Origin of the sequence: Pseudomonas syringae pv. tomato str. DC3000 (assembly GCF_000007805.1) — a bacterium.
In the GTDB taxonomy this organism is placed as follows: Bacteria; Pseudomonadota; Gammaproteobacteria; order Pseudomonadales; family Pseudomonadaceae; genus Aquipseudomonas; species Aquipseudomonas avellanae.
This window is the reverse complement of the sequence record NC_004578.1, coordinates 2570886-2596458: the sequence shown is the minus strand read 5'-3', so window position 1 is coordinate 2596458 and position 25573 is coordinate 2570886. Positions and strand designations below refer to the sequence as shown.

Here is a 25573-nt window from a genome sequence, read left to right as displayed (position 1 = left end):
GTCGTCGGGTTCCTTCGCCCTGTCACTTACGTCGCACTCTGCGTCGTCAGTGCCGTAGCGGTAAAAAAGCGCTTTGATTATCAACTACCATGCGACGCTCCGCGTCGCATGCCGTTCTGGACGCTCTGCGTCATCTTTGTGGCGCTACGCGCAGCATGTTGGTTCTGCGAGTCAGTGAGATTCGGGCTAGGCATGGCGTTGCGCTGCAGCATTCACCGCTATGCGACTTTTCATTCCTCCTTCAACGACTCAACACCCATCTCGTCCCACACCGCTTCGGCGAGGTGAAACGTCGCGTTGGCCGCCGGAATGCCGCAGTAGATCGCGCTCTGCATCAGCACTTCCTTGATTTCTTCGCGGGTCACGCCGTTGTTTTTTGCAGCTTTGAGGTGCAGACGCAATTCGCCCTCACGATTCATGCCGATCAGCATGGCGATGGTGATCAGGCTGCGTGTGTGGCGGGGCAAGCCTGGGCGGGTCCAGATATCACCCCAGGCGTGCCGGGTGATCATTTCCTGAAATTCTTCGTTGAAGGGCGTCAGTTTGCTCAGGCTGTTATCGACATGTGTGTCGCCCAGCACAGCGCGGCGCACCTGCATGCCAGCTTCGTAACGTTCGTCTTCGGTCATCGGGAAATCCTTGTGTGTTCAGCCACGGCACGTTCGACCCACAGGCGGGCCTGGCCAAGGTAATGGGCCGGATCGAGCAGGCGATCCAGCTCGGCGCAAGTAAGTTGCTCGCTGACCTGCGGGTTGTCGCCGAGCACCTGACGCAGATGCGCGCCCTGCTCCACCGCACGCCGACAGCATTGTTCGATCAGATGATGGGCCGCGTCACGGCCGATACGCTGGGCCAGCGCAATACTCACAGCTTCGGCCAGCACCAGGCCTTGGGTAGATTCCAGATTGACCCGCATGCGCTCGGCGTCTACTTGCAGACCGGGTATCACCTGCAATGCCTGTTGCAGCGAACCGGACACCAGGCAGCACAGCTCAGGCAGGGTTTCCCACTCGGCGTGCCACAGGCCCAGGCTGCGCTCGTGCTCCTGTGGCATGGCCGACAGCATCGTCGCAACCAGCCCCGGTGCCCGAGTGGCTGCGCCGATCATCACCGCTGCACCCACCGGGTTGCGCTTGTGCGGCATGGTCGAAGAGCCACCTTTGCCCGGTGCGGAAGGCTCGAATACCTCGCCCACTTCGGTCTGCATCAACAGGCTGACGTCACGCCCAAGCTTGCCGAGGCTGCCGGCGATCAGGCCCAGGACGCTGGCAAACTCCACCAGACGATCACGCTGGGTGTGCCAGGGCTGCTCGGGCAGTTCCAGCTGTAATTCACCCGCCAGTGCTTGCGCCACCGGGAAGGCCCGGTCGCCCAGCGCCGCAAGGCTGCCGGACGCGCCGCCGAATTGCAGGCACAGCAGGCGCGGTTTGATCTCGTTCAGGCGCTGGCGATGGCGAGTGATGGCGCCCAGCCAACCGGCGATTTTCATCCCCAGCGTGACCGGCGTGGCCTGCTGCAACCAGGTGCGCCCGGCCAGCGGCGTAGCAGCATGGCGCTGCGCCTGTTCAGCCAGTGCCTTGGCCAGTTGCGCAAGGTCACGCTCCAGCAAGACGATCGCCCGGCGTATTTGCAGCACCAGCCCGCTGTCCATCACGTCCTGACTGGTCGCGCCCATGTGCACGTAACGCTCGGCTTGCGGGTTGCGCGCAGCAATCTGCCTGCCGAGCGCCTTGACCAACGGGATCGCCGAATTGCCGGCGCTGCCTATGGCAATGGCCAGTTCGTCGAAATCGAACAGCTCGGCGCGGCAGCTCTGCTCGATATCAGCCACGACCTGTTGCGGGATCAGGCCGACTCGCGCCTGCGCCCGAGCCAGCGCAGCCTCGAAATCGAGCATGCCCTGCACCCGGCCTTCGTCCGAGAAAATGTCGCGCATATCGGACTGCGTGAAATAGGCATCAAACAGTTGATTGCTCGGTCTGTTCACATCAACGCTCCAGATTGAACGGTTTCAAGTGGCATCGGAATGACTGACCCACCCCTTGATCAGGATCGCCAGCGCCGCCAGTGCCGCCGGGATCACCAACGCAGTCAGTACCTGCTCGAAATTCCAGCCCAGGCCCAGCAACGTGGCACCGGCCCACGCGCCCAGAATGGCACCGAAACGGCCGATCCCGAGCATCCACGATACGCCCGTGGCGCGGCCCTGCGTGGGGTAGAAACGTGCCGCCAGCGACGGCATCGCCGACTGCGCGCCATTGATGCACATACCCGCGAGCAGTACCAGTGTGGCCAGTACCGCGACATTGCCCAGACTCTGCCCGACCAGGTACGCAAACACCCCAGCCAGCGCATAGGCGAAGCCGATGACTTTATGCGGGTTGTAACGGTCCATCGCCCAGCCGACACCCACGGCGCTCAACACGCCGCCAAACTGAAACAACGCCCCGATGAACGCCGACTGCTCCATGCTCGCGCCGCTGTCACGCATCAATGTGGGCAGCCAACTGGTCAGCAGATAGACGATCACCAGCCCCATGAAATAGGTCAGCCACAACAGCAAGGTGCCAGCGCTGTACGTACCGGAAAAAATCACTTTCAGAACGTTGCGGCTGCTGACGGTTTTCTGTTCGGGAACCGTAAACGCAGTCACCCCCGCCACTGCTTTGGGCGCAATCGGCGCAAGCACCTTGCGGATCTGCTCGGCCCCGCGATTGCGCACCACCAGAAAGCGCGCCGACTCCGGCAGCCAGACCATCAGCACCACCGCCAGTACCAACGGCAGGATACCGCCGAGCATCAGCAGGCTGTGCCAGCCCATGCTGGGGATCAGCTTGGCCGACACAAAACCGCCGCAGGCCATGCCCAGATTGAACCCGCAGAACATGCTCGTCACCAGCAAGGATTTGAGCCGCTCCGGGGTGTATTCCGAGAGCAGCGTGGTGGCATTGGGCATCGCAGCGCCCAGCCCGAGGCCGGTTAGCAAGCGCAGCACCAGCAACTGGTCGATGTTGCTGCTGTAGGCTGACGCCAGGCTGAAAATCCCGAACAGGAACACCGCCACCACCAGCACCACCTTGCGCCCGAAACGGTCAGCCAGCGGGCCGGAACCCAGCGCACCGAAGACCATGCCGATCAGCGCGGCGCTCATTACCGGGCCGAGGCTGGCCCGATCAATGCCCCAATCCTGACTGAGCGCCGGCGCGATAAAGCCCATCGCCGCGGTGTCCAGGCCGTCGAGAAACACGATCAGAAAGCACAGCGCAACGATCCGCCACTGATACCCGGATAACGGCTGCGCGTTGATGAAAGCCTGTACGTCGAGCGTGCCGGTTGCAGGGCCGCTGGCTGTAAGCGTCATGAAGGTGTCCTTTTATTTTTATAAGGGCGCCTGCCGATGCAGGCGCCGTGAAACGCACGCACATGCTTCAGAAATCGAAAAACACCGTTTCGCCTTCACCCTGCACGCGGATGTCGAAACGATAGGCCGATTGGCCCTCGTGCGTACAACGACGCGCAATCAGGGTTTCGCGACGCGGCGGCTGCTCGATCAGGTTCAGCACCGGGTCGATGGCATTGGCCTGCGCTTCGTCATCGAAATACAACCGCGTCTGCAGATGAATATTGATGCCACGGGCAAACAGCGACACATTAATATGCGCAGCCATCGGCACACCCGCCGCATTGCGCACCGAGCCCGGTTTTACGGCCTTCAACAGCCACTGACCGTCATCGGTGGTTGCGGTGCGGCCAAAGCCGTTGAACGGCCGGTCGGGATGAAATTCGTGGTCATAAACGCCCTGATGATCGGCCTGCCAGAACTCCAGATAGGCATCGCGAATCAGGTGGCCGTTGCCATCGAAGACATTGCCCAGCAGCACGATGTGCTCACCCGGCGCTTCGGGCCTGGCCATCTCGTTCCAGATTTCCAGCTCGCGGGTCGGGTTGCCGGCCACTTGCGGGGCCAAGCCAATGTGCACGTAAGGGCCAGCGGTTTGCGAAGGGGTTTCCTGCAGCAATTGAACGGGCATGTCGGGCCTCCTCAGCAGTTTTCGAAGTGCGTCTTGCGCTGACCGCGCAACACGATGTCAAAGCGATACGCCAGGCAGTCCATCGGGTTGCCCAGTGCCAGATCAAGCCGGGCGATCAGGCTCTGCACCGCATCCGGGTTGGTGATCGACTTGACGATCGGGCAGGTCGGAATCAACGGATCGCCTTCGAAATACAGCTGGGTGATCAATCGCGTGGCAATCGACGGGCCGCTGATCGACACGTGAATGTGCGCCGGACGCCAGTCGTTGGGGCCGTTGCGCCACGGGTACGGACCCGGCTTGACGGTGCGAAAGCTGTAATTGCCTTCGCTGTCGGTCAAGGTGCGGCCGACACCGCCGAAATTGGGGTCGATCGGGGCCAGGTACGCATCACGTTTGTGACGGTAACGCCCGCCGGCATTGGCCTGCCAGATCTCTACCAGGGTGTGCGGAATCGGTTTGCCGTACTGATCACAGACCCGACCGGCGAGCAAAATGCGTTCGCCGATGGGCAGCCCGCCGTTGTTGAAGTTGAGCAGCAGGTCGTTGTCGTGCTGGCCAAACTGCAAATGCGAGAAATCCGGCCCGGTGGTTTCGGAAATGGATTGCGGAATACTGACCAGCGCCTGACGCGGCGAACGGAGGATAGAGGTCTTGTAATCAGGCGTCAGGGCTTTGGGGTGCCAGTTTCGATCACGAATGACAAAGCGGCTATTGTCCACGGCGGACATGGCGTTCTCCTTGTTTTTCTTATGGACGCGCAGGCGTCGATCACTTGCGCTACAGGCTGCGGCAAAGTGTCGCGCTATTTATGCTTACAGAGAACTGAAATAAAACCATGCATCCATAACCAATTGGTTATGCATACTGCCCTTCCCGGTACGCCGCACCGACGGTTCGCAACTCATCCACGCACCACTGCGCTGCGCGCGTCAGTGGCAAGGCCGGGTTGCTGCACAGGCCAACCGAGCCGCCCGGCTCGCGAATTCCCATATCCAGTTCGACCAGAGTGCCGCCTTTCAACTCCAGCAACACAGCGTCCAGCGGTGCAATCCAGATCGCATTGCTGCACTGCACGTAACGGCGGCTCAGGGTCAGTGAAAGGGTTTCCAGGCGCTGGCGCGGCATCTGAATACCGCACTGCACGAACAGGCTGTCGGCAAACTTGCGGATGGTGGTGCCCGCCAGCGGCAGCACCAGCGGGAACTGCTCCAGGCTTTCACGCTTGAGCGGCGCAGCCAGCAGCGGATGGTCATTGCGCACCACCAGCGTCATTGACTCGTGGTACAAGTGCTCGAAAGTAAGCCCCTGAATCTGCGGGCTGTCGGTCATGCGCCCGACCACCAGGTCCAGCTCGCCGACACGCAATTGCGAGAGCAGATAGGCGCTGGGGCCAGTCATCACACTGACGATCAACGCCGGGTGGCGCGTGTGCAGGCGCTTGACGACCTCTGGCACCAGCAGGCTTTCGGCGGTGGACAGCACGCCCAGCCGCGCCGTAACGGTTTCATGCTCGCCGGAGCGTAGGCTGCTGACCCCGTCGCGCAACGCCTGGACGCTAGGCCCGGCGAAACGCATGAACGCCACGCCCGCGTCGGTCAGCGCCGCACCGCTCTTGCTGCGCACGAACAAGGTCGTGGCCAGCAGGGTTTCCAGCTCCTTGAGGCTTTTGGACAAGGCAGGCTGACTGATCGCCAGCGCATCGGAGGCCCGCGCCAGACTGCCCTGCCGTGCCACTTCCAGAAAGCACACCAGATGGCGAAATTTGATGCGGGTGTCGATATTCAAGGCGCGTCGGGTCCGGGAATGGTGGAGAAAAATGCCGTTCAACGGCTGAGAAAAGAAACCACTTGAGGCGCTTCAAAGGGCCACTCCAGTTCCTCGCCCGTGTCAATGCGGCGCAGCACTGGAACGCGCAGTTCATAACGCTCTAACAGTTGCTCATGCTCGCCGATGTCGATCAGCTCGACCATCAGGCCATGCTCGATTGCAAACGGCAGCAGCACCGCTTCGGCGACCTCGCACAACGGGCACCCCAAGGTGCTGAACAGCTGGCATTCGGGTGGCATGAGCATAATTGACCCTCGGCGGCTACGTGACAAGCCTCTACGTGACAACCAAAACCTGATTCTAGGCCTGACGCCATATCACGTCGACACCCGAAAATGCGTCTTGCTGAACGCGTTGGCGCGGTCCAGCACAGGCTTCTCGAAACAGCGATAGCCGACCCAGCCGTAACACACCGCCGCCGCCATCATCAGCACGGCGAAAAACAGGTTGTCCAGGTAACTCTCGGGCCAGGCCCCCACCAGGCTCCAGACCCGCCCGATCACGCCGAGCACCAGCAGATGTGACAGGTAAATGGTGTAGGACATGTCACCTGTAGCGACCAGAAAACCCGGCACGACGAGCCGTCGGCGCCGCTCCAGCAAGGCCAGCGTCAGCACCAGTGTGCCGAACGTCCCGCCAACCATCAGCATGCGCAACAACCCCTGACTGTCGTAAAGCCGGTAAACACCTATCAGCGGCACCGCCACCAACAGCGCGACCGCCAGCAAGGCGCAGACGGCAACCGATGGCAACCTTGCACTGTGGCGACCATAGAAGAACAGCGCCAGCGCAGCGCCGAGGATGAACTCCAGCGAATAAGGATGCAGGATGATTTTTAGAGCGGAAGAATAGTCCTGCCAGTCTGCCAGTGCGTTGAAAACGACAATGATCAATGCCCAGCCGCCGAGCAGCGGCGGCAGGCTGCGTTCACGAAACAGTAGAAAGCCGGAGAACACCACGTAGAACCACAGCTCGAAAAGCAGTGACCAGGCGACCATCACCAGCAACACCTTGTCATTGGGCAGCAACAGGAAGGACATGAGCAGGTTGGACCCACCGTGCCCACTGTTGACCATCCCCGGCTGTACCAGAAACACCGCCAGGGTGATGAAAAAATACAGCCAGTACGTGGGATAGATCCGCGACACCCGATTGAACAGAAAGCGCCGGGCCTCTGCGCCACTCTGGAAGCGGCCACGACTGACAATCACCATCACGAAACCGCTGATGACAAAAAACAGATCCACACCCAACTGAAAAAAATCGAGCAGCGGCGGCAGAAGAATATCACCCCCGGAAAACTTGCTCTCGACCGACATCATGTGAAACAAAACCACGCCCAGGACTGCAACGCCTCTGAGCCCCTGCAGGGAATACAGCCGCTCCATGCCTCTCTCCGTTCGGCTCGATGCGCCCATCTTCAGTGCCTTCTCAATTACCGTGCACAGGCTCGCGCGTTTCAAGCATAGCCAAAGGCCAGAAATACGGAACCCTCAACGTGTGGTTTTTCCTGGCGGGTGCTTTTGGAGTAAGGTGCAGCGGCCCAGACTGTGTAAAAACTACTGCGCTCGGCAATACTGCGTTAAAAACAGGCGAAAAATGCTCATTTAGAACACCTAGACTCCGCTTTTTCGCCTGTTTTTGCCTTGTCTTGCCTTCGCTCGTGACGTTTTTACACACTCTGAACAGCGGACGGCCTGATCGAACACGATACGGCAATCGAAGTGAACCTTCAGGAATCACCTGTACTCGAAACACCCATATGCCACCTAAACGGAGAAAACCATGGCTCGCCAAACCGCACAGAATGCTCAGGAAATCCTGAGGGCCGACTTCCAGGTACTGGTTGCAGATACCGAGAAACTGCTGGCACACACCGCCTCTCTGGCAGGTGATCAGGCCGACGAACTGCGTGCCCAGATTCGTGAAAGCCTGTTGCGTGCCAAGGAAACACTTAAAACCACCGAAGATTCGCTGCGCGAGCGCGGTGAAGCGGCGGTGGTTGCTACAGAAGACTATGTCCAGAACAACCCCTGGCAGTCCGTCGGTATCGCCGCAGGTGTCGGCTTTCTGATCGGTCTGCTGGCCACAAGGCGCTAACATCATGACTCTGGGAACGGAATCAGCACCGCCCGAGGGAACTCCGGGCTCTACACCGCGGCGCCTCGGCGCTGCCTTCCTTGGCCTGTTGCACAGCCACGTCGAACTGTTCGGCATCGAGCTGCAAGAGCAGAAGGCGCGCACTGTCAGCCTGTTGCTGTTCGCAGGGCTGGCGCTGGTTTTCGGCCTGCTGTTGCTCACGGGGCTCTCGGCGCTGCTGCTGATTGTTCTGTGGGACAGCTATCGACTGGCCGGGATCATCGGCCTGTGCACGTTCTACTTTCTGGCCGCGATCTTCTGCGGATTGCGCCTCAAAGCAGCGATTTTCGATGAGTCGTCGCCGTTTCATGCGACCCTCGAAGAACTGGCCAACGACCGTGAGCGATTGATGCCATGAGTGAACCCAAATCGCACCAGAGCAATACTCGCCGTGAACTGCGCAAGGCCTTGATACGCCTGCGCATGGAAATGCACCGTCAGGAAATACGTCACGAATCGACGCAACTGCTGCAGCCGTTGCAACGCTTTCGTGGCATCCGCCACGACTGGAAAAGCGCACTGGGCTTTCGCCACGCGCCGCTCTGGGGCGTGGGTTCGGTCGCCCTGCTGGGCTTTCTCAGTGGCAAGCGCGCCAGGACCGGGCGTACCAGCTTTCTGGGCCGCCTGTTGAAACTCGGCATCACCCTGACGCCGCTGATCAAGGTGGCCCTGCAGCGCCGCGCTATACAGAACCGCAACCACAGGCTCTGACTGCGCCCTGATATGAATCAGGCTTGAAACCGAATGCCCGTCCCGATGTTTCGCGGCGGGCATTTGTTTTTCATGCGTGCCTGTTTACCTCTCTGCATACTTAAGGCCTTGCGGTAGGCCCGTCGAACAGGGAAGCTAAGCCACTATCATTGATGGAGTGACCGCCTTGGATTGGCAGACCCTGCTTAACCGCGAACGACTCGGCAAAACCCTGCACAGCCCCGAAGAACTGGGGCGCAGCCCGTTTCACAAGGACCACGACCGGATCATCTTTTCCGGTGCCTTCCGCCGTCTGGGGCGCAAGACGCAGGTCCATCCGGTGTCCAGCAACGACCACATCCATACTCGGCTGACCCACTCACTGGAAGTCAGCTGCGTTGGCCGCTCGCTGGGCATGCGCGTCGGCGAGACCCTGCGCTCTGCCCTGCCCGACTGGTGCGACCCCAGCGACCTGGGCATGGTCGTGCAGTCGGCCTGCCTGGCCCACGACATCGGCAACCCTCCGTTCGGCCACTCCGGCGAAGATGCGATTCGCAACTGGTTCAACCTGGCGGCCGGACGAGGCTGGCTCGATGCGATGAGCGAGACCGAGCGCAACGACTTTCTCAACTTCGAGGGCAATGCGCAGGGGTTCCGGGTGCTCACGCAGCTGGAATATCACCAGTTCGACGGCGGCACACGCCTGACCTACGCCACGCTGGGTACTTACCTCAAATACCCGTGGACGGCTCGCCATGCCGATTCGCTGGGGTACAAGAAGCACAAGTTCGGCTGCTACCAGAGCGAACTGCCGATTCTTGAGCAGATCGCCAGCAAGCTTGGCCTGCCGCAACTTGAAGAGCAGCGCTGGGCACGCCATCCACTGGTCTACCTGATGGAAGCCGCCGACGACATCTGTTACGCGCTGATCGATCTGGAAGACGGTCTGGAAATGGACCTGCTGGACTACGCAGAAGTCGAGTCCCTGCTGCTCGGGCTGGTCGGCGATGACCTGCCGGAAACCTATCGGCAACTGGGCCCCGGTGATTCACGCCGACGCAAGCTGGCGATCCTGCGCGGCAAGGCCATCGAGCACCTGACCAACGCGGCCGCGCGAGCCTTTGTCGAACAACAGGACGCACTGCTGGCCGGCACCCTGCCCGGCGACCTGGTCGAGCACATGCACGGTCCGGCCAAACGCTGCGTGCTGAACGCCAAGGACATGGCTCGCAAGAAGATCTTTCAGGACAAGCGCAAGACGCTGCATGAAATCGGCGCCTACACCACGCTGGAGATCCTCCTGAACGCCTTTTGCGGGGCAGCCGTCGAACAGTTTGGTGGCCGCACGCCCTCCTTCAAGCACCGGCGTATTCTCGACCTGCTGGGCAACAGCGCGCCCGACCCCAAAGCGCCGCTGCATGCCTCGTTCCTGCGTATGATCGACTTCATCGCGGGGATGACCGACAGCTACGCAGGCGAAATGGCCCGGGAAATGACCGGACACTCCGGGCACATCTGACCGGCAGCGGCCAGCCAGCTTCCCGGACAGAACCGGGAAACTGGCCAGCCTGACTTGCTTGCAACGCAAAATTCAGACAAGCCCTACACGCATGTCAGACGAGTCCTATCGCAGGTTTTCTTGCATCCCTCAATAATTCCAGCCACTTCAACCGCCGCACCGGCACGTCATCCATCCGCCTGCGACACTTACGGGTCCGCACGCAGCCTGCCGATGCCTGAACGCCTCGCCAGGTTTTTTCCGGAAAACTCATGTCCAAACACAGCCTGCGCATCCTGCTGGTGGAGGATCACCCTTTTCAACTGATCGCCACTCAGGTGCTGCTCAACAATCAGGGCTACTTCCTGCTGACTCCCGCACTGACCGCAGCAGAGGCGATGGACGCCATGCACCGCAGCCCCGAGCCTTACGGGCTGTTACTGTGCGACCAGTGCCTGCCGGACATGGCGGGCATCGAACTGATCAGCGAAGCGGCAAGACAAGGTCTGCTGCGACAGGCCATCCTGCTCAGCGGCGTACCCGACGCGCAGCTTGAAAGCCTGCAGCAACTGGCGATGGAACGCGACCTGCCGCTGCTCGGCTGCCTGAGCAAACCCTTGAACGGCGCCGACCTTAGCCGCTTGCTGGAAAACATTCCTGCCTGAGGCCCGCCACTTGGCTTTATCCGCACCGGATTGGCCTGCCTTTGCTGCCAGCACCTGAAGCGGAACCGCAACACTCTTTTACGCGGCGATTAACAAAAGATGCAACAGACGAAACGCTGAAAGCTGTGAATTCGCGTTCAGACGTGTAGGAAAGTTTCAATAAACAGGCCTGATGATTCCAGGAAGTTATAAACAACCTGCACATCAATAACCCATCATCACACCGAAATGCGCGTTAACGTTTAAACACACTTATGTTCATCGTAGGCTTTTACGTACTCCGATACGTTAAATATTGTAGGACTTTTCCTATATATGCCTGCCGAGCAAGTCTCTTCATGTGCCTGCCCGAACATCTGAGCTAAGGTGCGCGCTTTCTTCGCTGCTTGTTATGGAATGGAATATGAACTCAGTTTTTATCATCGATGACCATCCGGTTATTCGAATGGCTGTAAGAATGCTGCTGGAAAACGAAAACTACACCGTGGTCGGCGAAACCGATAATGGTGTCGACGCTATGCAAATGGTTCGCGAATGCATGCCCGACCTGATCATCCTCGACATCAGCATTCCCAAGCTCGACGGGCTCGAGGTGCTGGCGCGGTTCAGCACCATGGGGCTGCCCTCCAAGATCCTCGTGCTGACGTCACAGACCCCCAACCTGTTTGCCATCCGCTGCATGCAATCCGGTGCTTCCGGTTATGTATGCAAACAGGAGGACCTCAGCGAGCTGCTCAGTTCGGTGAAAGCGGTATTATCCGGCTACAATTACTTTCCCAGCCAGGCATTGGCGTGCGCGGTTCGTGAAGACGGGATGACCAGCGAGCTGGAGCTGTTCAAGTTGGTCAACGACCGCGAACTGATGGTGTTGCAATTGTTTGCGCAGGGACGCTCGAACAAGGAAATAGCTAAGGAAACTCTGAAAAAGGTTTCCTGATTTGGCAAAATACCCCAACACCTTTCACCGAGCTTCCCTGATGAAACAGATGACCTTCGCCGATGCCGAGTACGCGGGTAAACGTAAGCATACCCGCCGCGAGCGCTTTCTCATCGAGATGGATCAGGTTGTGCCCTGGAAAGGCTTGATTGCCCTTATCGAACCACATTATCCAAAGGGCGAAGGTGGCCGTCCGGCTTATCCGCTGATGGCGATGCTGCGTATTCACCTGATGCAGAACTGGTTTGGTTACAGCGATCCGGCGATGGAGGAAGCACTTTACGAGACAACGATCCTGCGCCAGTTCGCAGGGTTGAGTCTGGATCGAATCGCCGATGAAACCACGATTCTCAACTTCCGGCGTCTGTTGGAAAAGCATGAGTTGGCAGGCGGGATTTTGCAGGTCATCAATGGCTATCTGGGTGATCGAGGTTTGATGCTGCGCCAAGGTACGGTGGTCGATGCGACGATCATTCATGCGCCGAGCTCGACCAAGAACAAGGACGGCAAACGCGATCCCGAAATGCATCAGACGAAGAAAGGAAACCAGTATTTCTTCGGCATGAAAGCGCATATCGGCGTCGATGCCGAGTCGGGTTTAGTCCATAGCCTGGTGGGTACTGCGGCGAATGTGGCGGACGTGACTCAGGTTGATCAATTGCTACATGGTGAGGAAACCTATGTCAGCGGTGATGCGGGCTACACCGGCGTGGACAAGCGTGCGGAGCATCAGGATCGTCAGATGATCTGGTCAATTGCGGCCCGCCCAAGCCGTTATAAAAAGCATGGCGAGAAAAGTTTGATCGCACGGGTCTATCGCAAAATCGAGTTCACGAAAGCCCAGTTACGGGCGAAGGTTGAACATCCGTTTCGCGTGATCAAGCGCCAGTTTGGTTATACGAAAGTCCGGTTTCGCGGGCTGGCTAAAAACACCGCGCAACAGGCTACTCTGTTTGCCTTGTCGAACCTTTGGATGGTGCGAAAACGGCTGCTGGCGATGGGAGAGGTGCGCCTGTAATGCGGAAAAACGCCTTGGAAAGGTGCTGTTTGAAGGAAAATCGATGAGTTAAGAGCGGAAAACGTCTAATTATCTGATCGGGCGAGCTTTTTTTGAACCTCAGGCCATGAGAGCGTCAAAAATCGATGCCTACTTCAGACCTTCCCTAAAGGCATGTTTCTCAGTAACAAGACCGTCAGCACTTACAAGACACGGCTTATGCAAAAACTGAAAACCAGAACCTTGGTAGAACTTATCGAGATGGCAAAACGCAACGCGCTAGTGTGAGAGACCGGATGCCCACGCGCTTCAGACAATTATTAATACTGGCCACAGGCCTGTGCATGAGCTGGAGCAGCGCTCAGGCCGGCCCCGGCGCGGCCGATCACTACACCCTGCTCGGCCGTTCGAGCCCGGCGCACATGGACGTGAAGCTGGACAGCAGCCAGTGGCAGTGGGTACGCGCCCAACGTGAACTGATTCTCGGCACGTCAAGCCCCGACTATCCGCCGTTCGACATCACCATTTCAGGGACTGATTACGAAGGCATCACTGCCGATTACGCGGGCATTATTTCGGATGCACTGGACCTGCCTGTCAGGGTCCAGCGCTTCGACAGCCGCGAGGCCGCCATGAAGGCGTTGATCGCAGGTCAGGTCGACCTGCTGGGCACCGCCAACGGTTTCGAGGCCGTCGAGCGCGATATCAAGCTTTCACAACCTTATTCGGTGGACCAGCCCGTGCTGGTCACCCGGGTCGGCGACACACGACCGTTGAACGAAGGCCTGCAAGGCATGCGGCTGAGCATGGTCTATCACTATCTGCCGCCTGCCGATGTCGTAACGGCCTACCCCGGCGCCATTCTCAAAACCTATCCTTCGTTTCAGAATGCCATCAATGCCGTGGCCTTCAACCAGGCCGATGTGTTTCTGGGCGATACGATTTCCACCCAATACATCATCAACAAGGGCTATCTGAACAATGTGCAAATGTCCAGTTTCGGCAAGCACGAGGCCAATGGTTTCAGTTTTGCCGTCAGCGGCCAGAACACGCAATTGCTGGGCGTCATCAACCAGACGCTGAAGGCGATTCCCGTCGATGAGCGCATCGACATTTCCAGACGCTGGAGCACCGGCAGCGACCTGATGCTCACCGACCAGAAACTGCAACTCACCCAACGTGAAGAACGCTGGATTGCCCAGCACCCGGTCGTGCGTGTGGTGGTCAACGAAGCTTACGCACCGCTGACCTTCTTCGATGCCAAGGGCAACTTTCGCGGCATCACTGCCGACTTGCTTGAACTGGTGCGCCTGCGCACCGGGCTCAAATTTGATGTCAAACGCTCGCCGAGCCTGACCGACATGCAAAACCAGGTCAGCGAGGGTCAGGCAGACATGATCGGCGCGCTGGTGTCCAGCGATGTGCGCGAAGACCGTCTGAGCTTCAGCCGGCCTTACATCGACAACTCGTTCGTACTGGTTACCCGCAAGGACAAGGGCTCACCCAGCTACCTGGAACAGATGGACGGCAAACGCCTGGCCATCACTCAAGGCAGCCCGATGCTCGACTGGCTGCGCCGCAAGTACCCGAGAGTCGTGCCACTGGAAATCGACAACCCGTTTCAGGCGCTGGACATGCTGGCAGTGGGCAGAACGGAAGGTGCCGTCGTCTCGTTGCTGAGCGCGGATTACTTCCTGTCTTCCGGGATCTTCGAGGAACGCTTGCAGATGACGGCCACGGTCGGCGAGGACCCGGCATTGATCTCCATGGCCACGTCGCGCAACGCTCTGGAACTCAGCTCGATTCTCGACAAGGCGCTGGCGAGCATCGCGCCGCAGGATCTGGCTGCGATCAACAACCGCTGGCGCGCCTACACCCCCTCAAGCGCCAGCTGGCACGACTACCAGCGGCTGATCTATCAGATTGTGATTGGTGCGGGCCTGTTGCTGCTGGGCCTGCTGGTATGGAATGCCTGGATGCGCCGGCAGATACGCCAGCGCGAAGCCGCAGAGCGTGCCCTCAGCGATCAGTACGAGTTCATGAGGGCGCTGGTCGACGGCACGCCTCATCCGATCTACGTGCGCGATCGCGATGGTTTGCTGCAAATGTGCAATGACAGTTACCTCAGGGCCTTTTCCGCGCAGCGCGAAGACATCATCGGCAAGAGTGCTACCGAAAGGGTGCTGGGCAATGCTTTCGAGGCACGCGAATACGCTGCCGATTATCAACGGGTCATGGCCAGCAACACCGCGCTGATTCTTGACCGCCCGCTGCACATCGGCGACCGCCAACTGACCATCTACCACTGGATCCTGCCCTTTCGTGACTCGCTGGGCGAGGTACAGGGCATCATTGGTGGCTGGATCGACATCAGCGATCGTCGCCAACTGATCGAAGACCTGCAGGCGGCCAAGGAACAGGCCGACGCCGCCAGCCGTGCCAAGAGTACTTTCCTGGCGACCATGAGCCATGAAATCCGCACGCCTATGAACGCAAAGAAATCTGCAGCTTGGGGAATTGGTAGAATTGCGGACAGGTGCAGAATCGTGTGATTCACCAACAAAACGAAACTCACAAATATTCGAATAAGTCAATATTTATGTGAATATTCTATTGACAGGCAAGGGTTAATAGTTTATAATCACAGTAGAAAAGGTGATTTGTATTCTCTTTGTTCTTAGCCGAGATTTTGAATCTAAACCACCTATTCTCGGCAGGGATGTAACAACATCGCGTTCAGCCTTCTCTCAGTAAGGTGCCAGACACTGAGACAAATACTTGTTAAGTTCTTTTGTCCTCCCTCAGGAACTTGCAAAAAAGTCGCATGGCTCTATTGGTTGAGCCTTTCAACAGTGCGGCAGCCACTGGCGACAAAAAGCTGCCACCCTCTCTTATTCATCCTTTTTGCAGGAAGTCCTTACGGGCTTGATGATTGGTTTGGCCAGTAACCACTGCAACCACTGGCAACTAATTTTGTAGCATCCTCAGTTATACAGACTGTATGTCACTTTTTAAGATGGCCAGTGTAAAAGCTGGTCTTTGTTTTACCCGCATAAAAGAATCCTCACAACACAATTCCAAGGAGAAACACTATGTCCCAATCCGTGCTGGTTAGCTGTGCTTGTTGTAACAAGCCAGTAGTTACAAAACACAAGTCCAAAGAGCGTACATGCAGCCATCGTTGCTATATAACTCTTTGGAGAAAAAAGAAGGCCGCCGCCGAGCAACTGCAGCTACTTGAAGATCAGTGCAAAGAGCTGTAACCAATCAACACTTACCAACAAACTCCAACATCATTCATAGGAGAAACACGTATGACAAAAGTAACAATCAACATCGAAACTCTGCACAGTGCCACTGTGCAGAATCAATTAATGCGTGGACACCGTGCCCCAATCGAAAACGAGCTGCTCAAAGCGGCCATTGTCACAGCCCAAGCTGAAGCAAAAGCCCGAATCCAACAAGTCTTAATCAGAAAGCAACAGGCCAAGTTCAGACTTGCTGCTAAAATCGAACAAATGTTTGGTATAGATGCGGCAACCATATTCCTGGCAGGAGGTGCGCATTGCTCTTAGTCTTCTGTATGTTCGGTGGGGCTGCATCTATCGCATGTCTTTGCCAAGCCACTGAAATAGTTATTAAACAATATCACTCTCAATCCCCATCATCGGAGAAATTAAAATGACCTACACCCCAGACCAGACTCGCCGCATACTGAAAACGGAACAATCTGAATATGTTAAACAGGCTATTGAAAAAGCCCGGGCAGCTCCAGCCAGCCACGAAGGAAGTTTGAATCCTTCTCAACGTACGTTTTTTGTATTCACAAACATGCATGCCGCACTGGAGCGCTTTGCAGCTCTGTCGTTAGAAGGTTGGACACTTGACCACAGTGCACCAGCTTTGGCAGTTGGTAAATTTACTCCATTGGGCTTCACGGCAGTCGCGCCCGAAGAAGTGTTCGAAACATACATGCCTGTTATCGCTGCCCGTGCCGAGAGGGATTATGCAAAAGAAGTCGAAGACCACAATAAGCAGGCCGTTAGAATTAAAGAGCGTGACACCTTCATTGAGTTTGAGTTCCAACGTCTTGAGCAGGAACGACTTGCTGCCTTGCGGGCTGAGATCGCAAGTAGATATGACTCGCCTACAGCTTTCCATAACACTAATGGTGATGCTGTCAAGCTGCACGCTTAATCATGATAGGGGTTGCCAAAGTAGTAACCCCAGCAACCACTAAGTATGACGAGGAAAGTAAATGACTACAATGACCGAAGAGGTTGCCAAGCTAACAGGCAGTCTCAAGTTTAATGTTGACCTGAGGGGGTTACGCCGCTTCGAACAGGGCATGAGAAATGCGGGCAAGCATATGCAGCAGTTTCAGAACCAGTACTCAAAGCTTGCTGCCCAGGTCGCTAAGGGGTTGAAGCTAAAAATCGATGTATCGGCTCTCGACAATGCTAAGTCAAAACTGGATACGGCTATCAAAAGACAGCAACGTGCTGAGGCAGCTCTCGCCAACCAACGCCGTTCCACATTCAATAATGAGATTAGTCAACAGAAACTTAAGTTTGCACAGTCTCAAGCTCAAGACCAGACACGTGCTGCGAGTGCAGCGGCTCAGAGCCTGCGGGCACGTACTGCCGCTGCTGCAATCCGTAGCCAACAATCAAGAACCGAAAGCGCATCACTTCAGAGTCAGCGTGCTGCCGCAATCGTAGCTGCCAAGGCCGTTGCTGCCCAAGCCCGAGCGGCTGGATTGAGCGCCTCCCAGTTGGCCAGCCAGAACGCCCTAAGGAAACTCTGAAAAAGGTTTCCTGATTTGGCAAAATACCCCAACACCTTTCACCGAGCTTCCCTGATGAAACAGATGACCTTCGCCGATGCCGAGTACGCGGGTAAACGTAAGCATACCCGCCGCGAGCGCTTTCTCATCGAGATGGATCAGGTTGTGCCCTGGAAAGGCTTGATTGCCCTTATCGAACCACATTATCCAAAGGGCGAAGGTGGCCGTCCGGCTTATCCGCTGATGGCGATGCTGCGTATTCACCTGATGCAGAACTGGTTTGGTTACAGCGATCCGGCGATGGAGGAAGCACTTTACGAGACAACGATCCTGCGCCAGTTCGCAGGGTTGAGTCTGGATCGAATCGCCGATGAAACCACGATTCTCAACTTCCGGCGTCTGTTGGAAAAGCATGAGTTGGCAGGCGGGATTTTGCAGGTCATCAATGGCTATCTGGGTGATCGAGGTTTGATGCTGCGCCAAGGTACGGTGGTCGATGCGACGATCATTCATGCGCCGAGCTCGACCAAGAACAAGGACGGCAAACGCGATCCCGAAATGCATCAGACGAAGAAAGGAAACCAGTATTTCTTCGGCATGAAAGCGCATATCGGCGTCGATGCCGAGTCGGGTTTAGTCCATAGCCTGGTGGGTACTGCGGCGAATGTGGCGGACGTGACTCAGGTTGATCAATTGCTACATGGTGAGGAAACCTATGTCAGCGGTGATGCGGGCTACACCGGCGTGGACAAGCGTGCGGAGCATCAGGATCGTCAGATGATCTGGTCAATTGCGGCCCGCCCAAGCCGTTATAAAAAGCATGGCGAGAAAAGTTTGATCGCACGGGTCTATCGCAAAATCGAGTTCACGAAAGCCCAGTTACGGGCGAAGGTTGAACATCCGTTTCGCGTGATCAAGCGCCAGTTTGGTTATACGAAAGTCCGGTTTCGCGGGCTGGCTAAAAACACCGCGCAACAGGCTACTCTGTTTGCCTTGTCGAACCTTTGGATGGTGCGAAAACGGCTGCTGGCGATGGGAGAGGTGCGCCTGTAATGCGGAAAAACGCCTTGGAAAGGTGCTGTTTGAAGGAAAATCGATGAGTTAAGAGCGGAAAACGTCTAATTATCTGATCGGGCGAGCTTTTTTTGAACCTCAGGCCATGAGAGCGTCAAAAATCGATGCCTACTTCAGACCTTCCCTAACAGCATCACTTGCTCGACAGGCTAAACTCCAAGCGATTCTTCAAAGGACCGCTGCTGCCACCCAACGGGCCAGTAACGCGCACCTCGCATCACAAGGTCGCCTCCAGCGCATGCAGCAGCAGATGAACCACGCACAGCAACAGGCTCACCTGCGCGCTCGGGACCATGCTGCCCGTATGGCTGCTGCTCAACAGACCGCTGCTGATAGAACAACATCAGCCAACCAGCGTGCTGCACGCCTTCAAATGGCACAGGAACGCCATGCAGCATGGCAGGCAAGGCAGAACGCTCCTCGCCCAGCGCCGGGCGCTGGCCTAAACGGCATGATGGCTTTTGGTGCTTTGAGTTTCGGTTTGGCAGGCTTAGCCGCCGCAGTGTCCAAGATCGGTGCAAGAATTGAGGAGCGTAAAAAGAACGTTGTAGACGCGGAACGTTTCGAAGCTGCTTTCGTGCCACTGGGTAAGACTAAAGAAACCCGCGACTCTTGGAAAAAGACTTATACCGACCTCTCTACCGATTCCGGTGCAGAGATTTCCAATGAGACCGCTGAAGACTTCCGCACCTTCGTCGCGATGCAGCAGGCATTCGGCAAGAAGACTGACGAAATCGTCAAAGAGTACAAGCTACGCCAACAAGCTTTTACTATTTCTGGACTTACCAAGGACTCAGCACGTGAAGTCAACCGGCAGTTTAATCAGGTTGCAACAGATGGCCTCGGAGATAAATCGGATTGGAACGTAATCTCTGAACGAATGCCAGCACTTGTCCCGTATGTGGGCCGTGCTTTTGGTCGAGAGGAAAAGATTGCTGATCCTAAGAAGGCCATGGCAGCCTTCAACAAGCGGATGAAAAAGGGTGGGGGCGTCAAGCTTGAGTGGATTAATGAGGCCATGGAGACCATGGTTGGAGAACAGCAGGACGTTTTCTCCAATAAGAAGAAGACGGTTGCATTTGCACAGACGCTTGGTGATAACCAAGCATTCTTGAACCAAGTTAATACCAATCTCACGCCAGAATTGAACGCTGTTATGCGGGATAACATCGAAGCTCACCGAGAGCTGAACACGGCATTACAACCCGCTGCTGCTCTGTTTCGTGATCTCGACGCCGCTATGACCAAAGCCCAGTCTGCCATGATTAGGTTCTCAATCGGCCTTAACCTTGACGGTACTAAAAAGACCGAACAAGAGCAGATGCAAGATCGTATGTCCACCCAAGACCTGCCACTGTCTACGGGCATGGTGGGAACACCAGACTATTCTAATATTGACTCAGGTAGACGCCGCCAAACCGGTCCAATCGGAGAGTTTTGGAACTGGGCATTGGGTATTAAAGACAAAGCTAAGAATGTGGGGCCTGTGCTGGGCGAGCCAGTTCTACCGGATATCAATCTCGGCTCCCAGACCTTCAATAGCCATAGTGACAAGAATCTAAACTATCAAGCGATGGCATCCCGCATGCCAACCCTGTTTGACACGTTGAGTTCTATGCAGGGTTTAGTGGGAGACAGCAGCCAGATGCATCAAGCCGTCCAAGCCACTCAGACTATCAATACTCCTATTACAGTAGAGGGTGCGAACGTCAATGTCACTATCAACGGTAGTGCGACTGAGAAGGATCGCAATGACATGATGGACTTTATCAACAACTCTATGCGTGAGCAGCAATTAAAGGTTCCGGGCATTGCCAAAGATGCTATTCGTGACGCTTTAGGTCAAGTCAGATCACAGCAAGCTGAACGCATGTAAGGACTGATAAGACCAATAACCATGGCATACATTAAAAATCTAATAAGGGCTGTTGTTGTGGCGCTGGCCCTTTTCATCCCACTCTATACACTGAAATCTGAATATGCTTTTGAAACAAGGGTAGAGACAATACTTTTACAAAATCGCAAAAATACTAACGCTCAAATCCTTGAGTCACAGGCCAAAGTACTCAGCACAGTTAACGAAGTGTCTAAAGCTACTCGAATGCTCGCTATCATCCTGTGCCAACAGCAGGCTGACCCCAGTATATGTATCAATCCAGATGGAGAACCTCACAAATGAAAATACGGTACAACCAGATTCTTAATCAGTACGACCGTTATGAAGCTGCATACAAATACCTTGAGGATCACTACGGCGCTCATGTTCCTTATATGCACCATGTGTCAACGCCAACTAAAAAGTGACCCCCTTCCGTGCTAAATCGCCAACTTAGTTTTGACCCCCCTCGGGTTCATATTTTCGAGCCGGTTCGGCCCGAGAAGATTTGGTTCCTGCTTTGCGCTTGTCCTTGAGTCGATAGCTTTCACCTGTCATCTGCACGATATGGGCATGATGTAACAGCCTGTCCAGCATGGCCGCTGTCAGTGTTTGATCATCCGCAAAGGTTCCGGCCCACTGGGTAAACGGCAAGTTACTCGTGAGGATCAGGCTGCCTTGCTCGTAGCGCTTGGCGACAACATTGAAGAACAGGTTGGCTTCATCACGACCAAACGGCAGGTAGCCGATTTCATCGATGACCAACAACCCAGGGGCCATCACCACACGACTGAAGTATTCCTTGAGCCGTTCCTGGCGGTGCGCAGCGGTCAGTTGCAGCATCAAGTCAGCCGCCGTGACGAAGCGGGTTTTGATACCGGCCATCACTGCCCGGTAGGCCAGGGCGATAGCCAGGTGGCTCTTGCCTACACCACTAGGCCCCAGGAACACGATGTTCTCGGCACGTCCAACAAAACTCAGTGCTGCCAGCTCCTGGAGCTGTGCCCGGGGGACGCCGGTGGCAAACGCGAAGTCGTATTGCTCCAGCGTTTTCACAGCGGGCAGCGCGGCAGTTTTCAGCAGGGCCTGTCGAGAGCGTTCACTTCGGGCATCGGTCTCGGCAGCCAGCAGCTTTTCGAGGAAGTCGGCAAAGCTGTCTTCGCCGCTTGCTGCTTGTTGGGCCAGGTGCGGCCAGTCCACCCCGACGCGCTCAAGCTTTAGCCCCTTGCATAGTTCTGTCAGGCGAGCATGTTGAAGGTTCATGCTCTCACCTCCAGCAGTTGCTCATAAACCGACAGCGGATGCTGCAAGCTCTCGTACGGCAGGACCCGTCCCAGGCGTAGGCCTTGGGCGGGTTGTGGGCGCAGGCTCTGTGTTGGCAGTGGTAATAGTACCTGCTGCTCTTGGGCCAGACGTACCGCCGGTTGAACACCCGTCGTGCCGTGAATCCGCTGATGAGCGACTTCGTCGAGCCATTGGCCGATATGTGCGTTGGCCGTCACCACATCCAGCGTCAGACCCGCACTCTTGAGCGTAGCGGCCAACGGGGTAATGAAACTGCCCTTCAGATACCCGTTGAAGCGCTCAACCTTGCCCTTGGTCTGGGCACGGTAAGGGCGGCAGACCTTGGGAATAAAACCAAACTCATCGGCCAGCGCAGCCAATCGGGGATGCCAACGGTGCTGGCCCTCCCCAAAAGCATCTCGCTCGGTGATGATGGTTCCGGCGTTATCAAACAATGCCTGCTCGGGCACGCCGCCAAAGTAAGCGAACGCCTCCCGAAGCCCTGTCAGCCAGGCTTCGCTGTCCTCTCGCTCGGAGAAACGGACAAAGCTTGCTCGACTAAAACCAAGTGTCGCCACGAACGCCTTAAGCGGCTGACGGCCTCGTCGAATGGTGGTGAAGTCCACCTGTATCTGCTTGCCGGGCAGTGTCTCGAAACGTACCACCGGCTCTTCTGCCTTACGTTTGAAGGGGCGAATATAAGCCTTCAGACGACTGACGCCGCCGCTGTACCCCAATGCCGTGATCTCACGCAGCAGGACGGTCGCCGGAATCCAGTGTGGGCGCGCCGCCTCAATACGCTCGTGCAGGTAGTCCTTGAAGGGGTCGATTTTGCACGGACGTGCGGGTCTCACCTTGTCACTGGGTAGCGACCGGGCCTTTCGCAGGTACTTGCGCACGGTGTTACGCGAAATACCCAGCTCACGGGCGATGAATTTGATGCCATGGCCCTGACGGGCCAACACTTTAATTTCCACAGACTGCTCCTGGGTCAACATATTGGCAGCTCAAAGCCGCCAGTTTTACCCAGGGGGGTCAATTCTAGGTTGGCGTTAGGGGGTCATTTTTACAGTGGCGGTGACAACCATGAGTTAGTGTCCCATTTGGTGCGTTGTTTAGAGGGTGGCGTATCCGAGCAACAGTTCCAGCGTGATGCTCGCCACATGTATAACATATGACACCCCAGTCAGCTTGTAATGCTCTGTGAGCCTCTCTAACGGCTTTTGCTTATCCCTGCCTACCGTGCCCCCGCTCTTAGCTTACAGACCTACAGGCCACCGATTAGGGGCATTTAACACCCAAGTTTCAATAAGGCACAGCCTGCATTAAGTCATCAATACAAACATTATCCATTGGAGAACCCAAAATGAAACTCAACACCTGCAAACACTGCAGCAAAGTGTTCTACGCAACGAAGGTCAAGCCTTTCTGCTCTGGCCCTTGCCGCATAGCACACCCTCGCCCTAAGGCACACCAAACACCTGAAGCTAACCTTGTCGGAGCACAAACTAATGACCACAGCAGCAACCCTAAAGAAAGTATCTAAGCATCGCCGCACTTGCAAGAACCCCACCTGCAAAACTAAGTTCTCTACCACTGATAGCCGTAAGCTCTTCTGTAGGCCAGAGTGCAAGATCCTTAAATCTAATGGCAGCCGTAAGCGTAAATCAACTTACGACATCCCTAAGACAAACCATTTCCTGATCTACATTGCTAAAGAAGTGGAGAGAGCAGGAACCTTGCAAGTTCTTGACCATCTGGTGGGAAGTATCGAAGCCTTGAAAGCTCTTTACAGTGTTGTTCGCAATCGATTGGTTGCCAATGTCTTAACAGGCTCGAAAGTGTCGAAAGACGGTAAACGCTCTGACCCTTTCCACGTTGCCCATATTGCCCCAACAAGGCACCAGCAAGTTCTTGGGATGCTCTGTGCTGATAATCTGATTGTGATCCCAGCAGCACTTAACCGCTTTCATTCCAATACCCATACTAACAAGGCCGGCGTGTTCATGTACCGTACCGAGCTAAAACTTTGCAATACTGTCCTTAGTACAGACAAGGACATCCTTGAGCGTGCAATCGCCTATATCGGGCTTGACGTAATTACAGAGTTCTGCCGTGAAGTTAAGCTAACCCCGTCCCAGCGTGCAGCCGCCCTCAAGAAGCTGGGAAGTGTTGTTGATCACGAAGATGAAAGCCATGCACCGTTCATCACCCTGCTGAACGACCCAAAGGCAACTACTCCACAACTCAACGCCGCAATCGAAACCATCCAGTGCAAAGCCCAATTCAAGCCTTTGATGCGTGGAACAAAGTTGTCCGAGTCGGCCATGTTGATTCAAGAGCTTATCCGTCACGCCGCTTTTCGACCTGAGCTGGAAGACTACGCCACCATTGCCAAGTCATACACTAAAGATGGGTTACACCACAATACTCTGTCGCAAGATTCCCAAGCCACTTTAAGCAAGTTGTTACATGGATACCTTGAAGGTGAAATTCTTGAAGAAGTTGAAGAGCTACTTTACGACCTTCGTTTACCTGTACGTGCAGCAGACGCCAGAGCGGAACATCTGGCTAAGATTCGTGCAGCAGAGGCAGCACAAGACCACGCTCGTACCCTTGCCAACCAACGAGCGGCTATCGACTTCTTAGCTTGGAGCGAGGGTACAGGCACCCTGAACTCCGGCGCTGCAACCGCACTTGCCAAGATTGTCCGCATAGTCCCTGAGTCAGGTAGCATCCTTCCTAATGGCGAAGTGGCTTTCTAAGTGATGCTTAAAGCGCCATAGGTGCTGAGAGAGCAAATACTCCTTGACAAAGGTTGTCTTTTGTATGACACTGCGTGTCCACACGCGGTGTACGCTCCAACCGGAATTGCGTCTGCGAAGCAAACGATCTTCGCACCACTGCAGACCTATCTGATACCCCTCTATTAATACAATAGTGTCCATACAAAACGAAAAGCTCTTGCTTCTACTCTGTCGGGACGACAACAATTAACACCACTTCCAACTGGTAGCATCTACCAATGACTGAATAGTTATCTATTCAAGAGTTCACCTCCAGTCGTCAACGACTGAGCATTACACCTTCTCTTTGGGTAATTGGTATTCACCAATTTATGTTGCCCAACTACTCTTTCAAGCACTCCTTATCGCAAGCGATGGAGTATTGTCTCTTTGTTTGAGTGCAGATCGGCCATAAGGCCAACAATTCTCTGTCCGATAGGACAACTTACAATTACAAGGAATTCAAAAATGACTTTTCAAGCTCCAAACAATGTAACCTCTAACATCCTCTACGACGCTCTGACCCGCTTTGGCATTGATCAAGCTGCACAGATGGGCTACTTCAATAACTTAGTAGTATCTGGCTCTGACGCCACTGTCATTCCTGCCTTTCTTGCAAGTGTTAAAGCTCCAGCAGACACAGGAAGCCTGCCACCAACTTATGGTGATACGGTCATTAACCTAACCAAGTATTCGCTACCTGAAGCGTTCGTGCTTACTGGCACTGTTATGAATGGAGCTGTTGGGCTTATATACGATGTCAGTTTCCGTGATGTGACCTCGACAAGCGCAACAGTTCATGTCGCATCGTACAGTTCGGTAGGTGGTGGGGTCCCAAGCCTTGACGTCAAGGTGGCTGTTAAGATCTCTGTGTAGACCTGGGAACTGTCCGAGCACCTTCGCCTGGGAGGCAAGGAAGCTGGTAAACGTAGCAATGCCTATCTAAGTGCCTATGGTCGTACAGAATAACCCTATAAAAC

General features: G+C 55.8%; 24 protein-coding genes and 3 pseudogenes. 17 read left to right on the top strand and 10 right to left on the bottom strand.

Annotation, left to right across the window (positions count from 1 at the left end):
• Nucleotides 1–230: 230 nt before the first annotated feature.
• The 8 genes from pcaC to PSPTO_RS12125 all read right to left on the bottom strand — a co-directional run bounded on the left by pcaC (nt 231) and on the right by PSPTO_RS12125 (nt 7249).
• Nucleotides 231–629 (bottom strand): 4-carboxymuconolactone decarboxylase, encoded by a 399-nt coding sequence (gene pcaC / locus PSPTO_RS12160; RefSeq protein ID WP_005737978.1) that lies wholly within the window; start codon nt 627–629, stop codon nt 231–233.
• Nucleotides 626–1987 carry a 3-carboxy-cis,cis-muconate cycloisomerase gene (locus PSPTO_RS12155; protein WP_005765672.1) on the bottom strand — a complete coding sequence of 454 codons (1362 nt, stop codon included), beginning with the start codon at nt 1985–1987 and terminating at the stop codon, nt 626–628. Before PSPTO_RS12155 ends, pcaC begins: the two co-directional genes overlap by 4 nt.
• A gap of 24 nt (nt 1988–2011) precedes the next feature.
• Nucleotides 2012–3361: an MFS transporter gene (locus PSPTO_RS12150; RefSeq protein ID WP_007246376.1), complete on the bottom strand. Its 1350-nt coding sequence runs from the start codon at nt 3359–3361 to the stop codon at nt 2012–2014.
• 67 nt (nt 3362–3428) lie between these two features.
• A complete protein-coding gene (pcaG, locus tag PSPTO_RS12145) occupies nt 3429–4031 on the bottom strand; it encodes a protocatechuate 3,4-dioxygenase subunit alpha (protein ID WP_011103958.1) in 603 nt (200 codons plus the stop codon).
• A gap of 11 nt (nt 4032–4042) precedes the next feature.
• A complete protein-coding gene (gene pcaH, locus PSPTO_RS12140; protein ID WP_011103957.1) occupies nt 4043–4762 on the bottom strand; it encodes a protocatechuate 3,4-dioxygenase subunit beta in 720 nt (239 codons plus the stop codon).
• A gap of 127 nt (nt 4763–4889) precedes the next feature.
• On the bottom strand, nt 4890–5819 hold the full coding sequence (gene pcaQ, locus PSPTO_RS12135; RefSeq protein ID WP_005765677.1) for a pca operon transcription factor PcaQ: 930 nt from the start codon (nt 5817–5819) through the stop codon (nt 4890–4892).
• A gap of 38 nt (nt 5820–5857) precedes the next feature.
• Entirely contained in the window at nt 5858–6106 is a 249-nt protein-coding gene (locus tag PSPTO_RS12130; protein ID WP_007246378.1) for a glutaredoxin family protein, read from the bottom strand.
• A gap of 72 nt (nt 6107–6178) precedes the next feature.
• On the bottom strand, nt 6179–7249 hold the full coding sequence (locus PSPTO_RS12125; protein WP_011103955.1) for an acyltransferase family protein: 1071 nt from the start codon (nt 7247–7249) through the stop codon (nt 6179–6181).
• Nucleotides 7250–7646: 397 nt separating this feature from the next.
• Here PSPTO_RS12125 and PSPTO_RS12120 point away from each other — a divergent pair, with 397 nt between their 5' ends.
• The 15 genes and pseudogenes from PSPTO_RS12120 (at nt 7647) to PSPTO_RS12050 (ending at nt 20826) form a co-directional block, all read left to right on the top strand.
• Complete coding sequence (locus PSPTO_RS12120) at nt 7647–7961, top strand: DUF883 family protein (RefSeq protein WP_003373339.1); 315 nt, start codon at nt 7647–7649, stop codon at nt 7959–7961.
• 4 nt (nt 7962–7965) lie between these two features.
• Entirely contained in the window at nt 7966–8358 is a 393-nt protein-coding gene (locus PSPTO_RS12115; RefSeq protein WP_003373338.1) for a phage holin family protein, read from the top strand.
• The gene (locus PSPTO_RS12110; protein ID WP_005765681.1) at nt 8355–8711 is read left to right on the top strand and encodes a hypothetical protein; all 357 of its coding nucleotides are present in this window, start codon (nt 8355–8357) and stop codon (nt 8709–8711) included. Before PSPTO_RS12115 ends, PSPTO_RS12110 begins: the two co-directional genes overlap by 4 nt.
• 166 nt (nt 8712–8877) lie before the next feature.
• A complete protein-coding gene (locus PSPTO_RS12105) occupies nt 8878–10209 on the top strand; it encodes a deoxyguanosinetriphosphate triphosphohydrolase (RefSeq protein WP_005765682.1) in 1332 nt (443 codons plus the stop codon).
• Between the two features lie 251 nt (nt 10210–10460).
• Nucleotides 10461–10853 (top strand): response regulator, encoded by a 393-nt coding sequence (locus tag PSPTO_RS12100; RefSeq protein ID WP_003373331.1) that lies wholly within the window; start codon nt 10461–10463, stop codon nt 10851–10853.
• 403 nt (nt 10854–11256) lie between these two features.
• Nucleotides 11257–11787, top strand: a pseudogene (locus PSPTO_RS12095) (response regulator); the annotation flags it as partial.
• A gap of 43 nt (nt 11788–11830) precedes the next feature.
• A complete protein-coding gene (locus tag PSPTO_RS12090; protein WP_007247571.1) occupies nt 11831–12808 on the top strand; it encodes an IS5-like element ISPssy family transposase in 978 nt (325 codons plus the stop codon).
• Between the two features lie 147 nt (nt 12809–12955).
• Nucleotides 12956–13075 (top strand): annotated as a pseudogene (locus PSPTO_RS12085) (LuxR C-terminal-related transcriptional regulator); the annotation flags it as partial.
• A 56-nt stretch (nt 13076–13131) separates the two neighbouring features.
• A pseudogene (locus PSPTO_RS12080) lies at nt 13132–15282 on the top strand (transporter substrate-binding domain-containing protein); the annotation flags it as partial.
• A gap of 819 nt (nt 15283–16101) precedes the next feature.
• A complete protein-coding gene (locus PSPTO_RS12075; protein ID WP_011103952.1) occupies nt 16102–16362 on the top strand; it encodes a hypothetical protein in 261 nt (86 codons plus the stop codon).
• A 106-nt stretch (nt 16363–16468) separates the two neighbouring features.
• Nucleotides 16469–16984: a hypothetical protein gene (locus PSPTO_RS12070; protein ID WP_057443266.1), complete on the top strand. Its 516-nt coding sequence runs from the start codon at nt 16469–16471 to the stop codon at nt 16982–16984.
• 61 nt (nt 16985–17045) lie between these two features.
• The gene (locus tag PSPTO_RS12065) at nt 17046–17594 is read left to right on the top strand and encodes a hypothetical protein (protein ID WP_057443268.1); all 549 of its coding nucleotides are present in this window, start codon (nt 17046–17048) and stop codon (nt 17592–17594) included.
• Between the two features lie 54 nt (nt 17595–17648).
• Nucleotides 17649–18626 carry an IS5-like element ISPssy family transposase gene (locus tag PSPTO_RS12060; protein WP_007247571.1) on the top strand — a complete coding sequence of 326 codons (978 nt, stop codon included), beginning with the start codon at nt 17649–17651 and terminating at the stop codon, nt 18624–18626.
• Between the two features lie 259 nt (nt 18627–18885).
• Entirely contained in the window at nt 18886–20523 is a 1638-nt protein-coding gene (locus PSPTO_RS12055) for a hypothetical protein (RefSeq protein WP_162491835.1), read from the top strand.
• A gap of 21 nt (nt 20524–20544) precedes the next feature.
• Nucleotides 20545–20826 (top strand): hypothetical protein, encoded by a 282-nt coding sequence (locus PSPTO_RS12050; protein ID WP_053486450.1) that lies wholly within the window; start codon nt 20545–20547, stop codon nt 20824–20826.
• A gap of 150 nt (nt 20827–20976) precedes the next feature.
• Here PSPTO_RS12050 and istB read toward each other — a convergent pair whose 3' ends face one another.
• Both istB and istA read right to left on the bottom strand, forming a co-directional pair.
• Nucleotides 20977–21786 carry an IS21-like element ISPsy4 family helper ATPase IstB gene (gene istB, locus PSPTO_RS12045; RefSeq protein ID WP_005741073.1) on the bottom strand — a complete coding sequence of 270 codons (810 nt, stop codon included), beginning with the start codon at nt 21784–21786 and terminating at the stop codon, nt 20977–20979.
• Nucleotides 21783–22805: an IS21-like element ISPsy4 family transposase gene (istA, locus tag PSPTO_RS12040; protein ID WP_002551322.1), complete on the bottom strand. Its 1023-nt coding sequence runs from the start codon at nt 22803–22805 to the stop codon at nt 21783–21785. Before istA ends, istB begins: the two co-directional genes overlap by 4 nt.
• A gap of 513 nt (nt 22806–23318) precedes the next feature.
• Here istA and PSPTO_RS12035 point away from each other — a divergent pair.
• Together PSPTO_RS12035 and PSPTO_RS12030 are read left to right on the top strand one after the other, a co-directional pair.
• Entirely contained in the window at nt 23319–24572 is a 1254-nt protein-coding gene (locus tag PSPTO_RS12035) for a hypothetical protein (protein WP_011103950.1), read from the top strand.
• Between the two features lie 489 nt (nt 24573–25061).
• Nucleotides 25062–25469, top strand: coding sequence for a hypothetical protein (locus tag PSPTO_RS12030; protein ID WP_057443149.1), 408 nt, complete (start codon nt 25062–25064; stop codon nt 25467–25469).
• Nucleotides 25470–25573 lie beyond the last annotated feature (104 nt).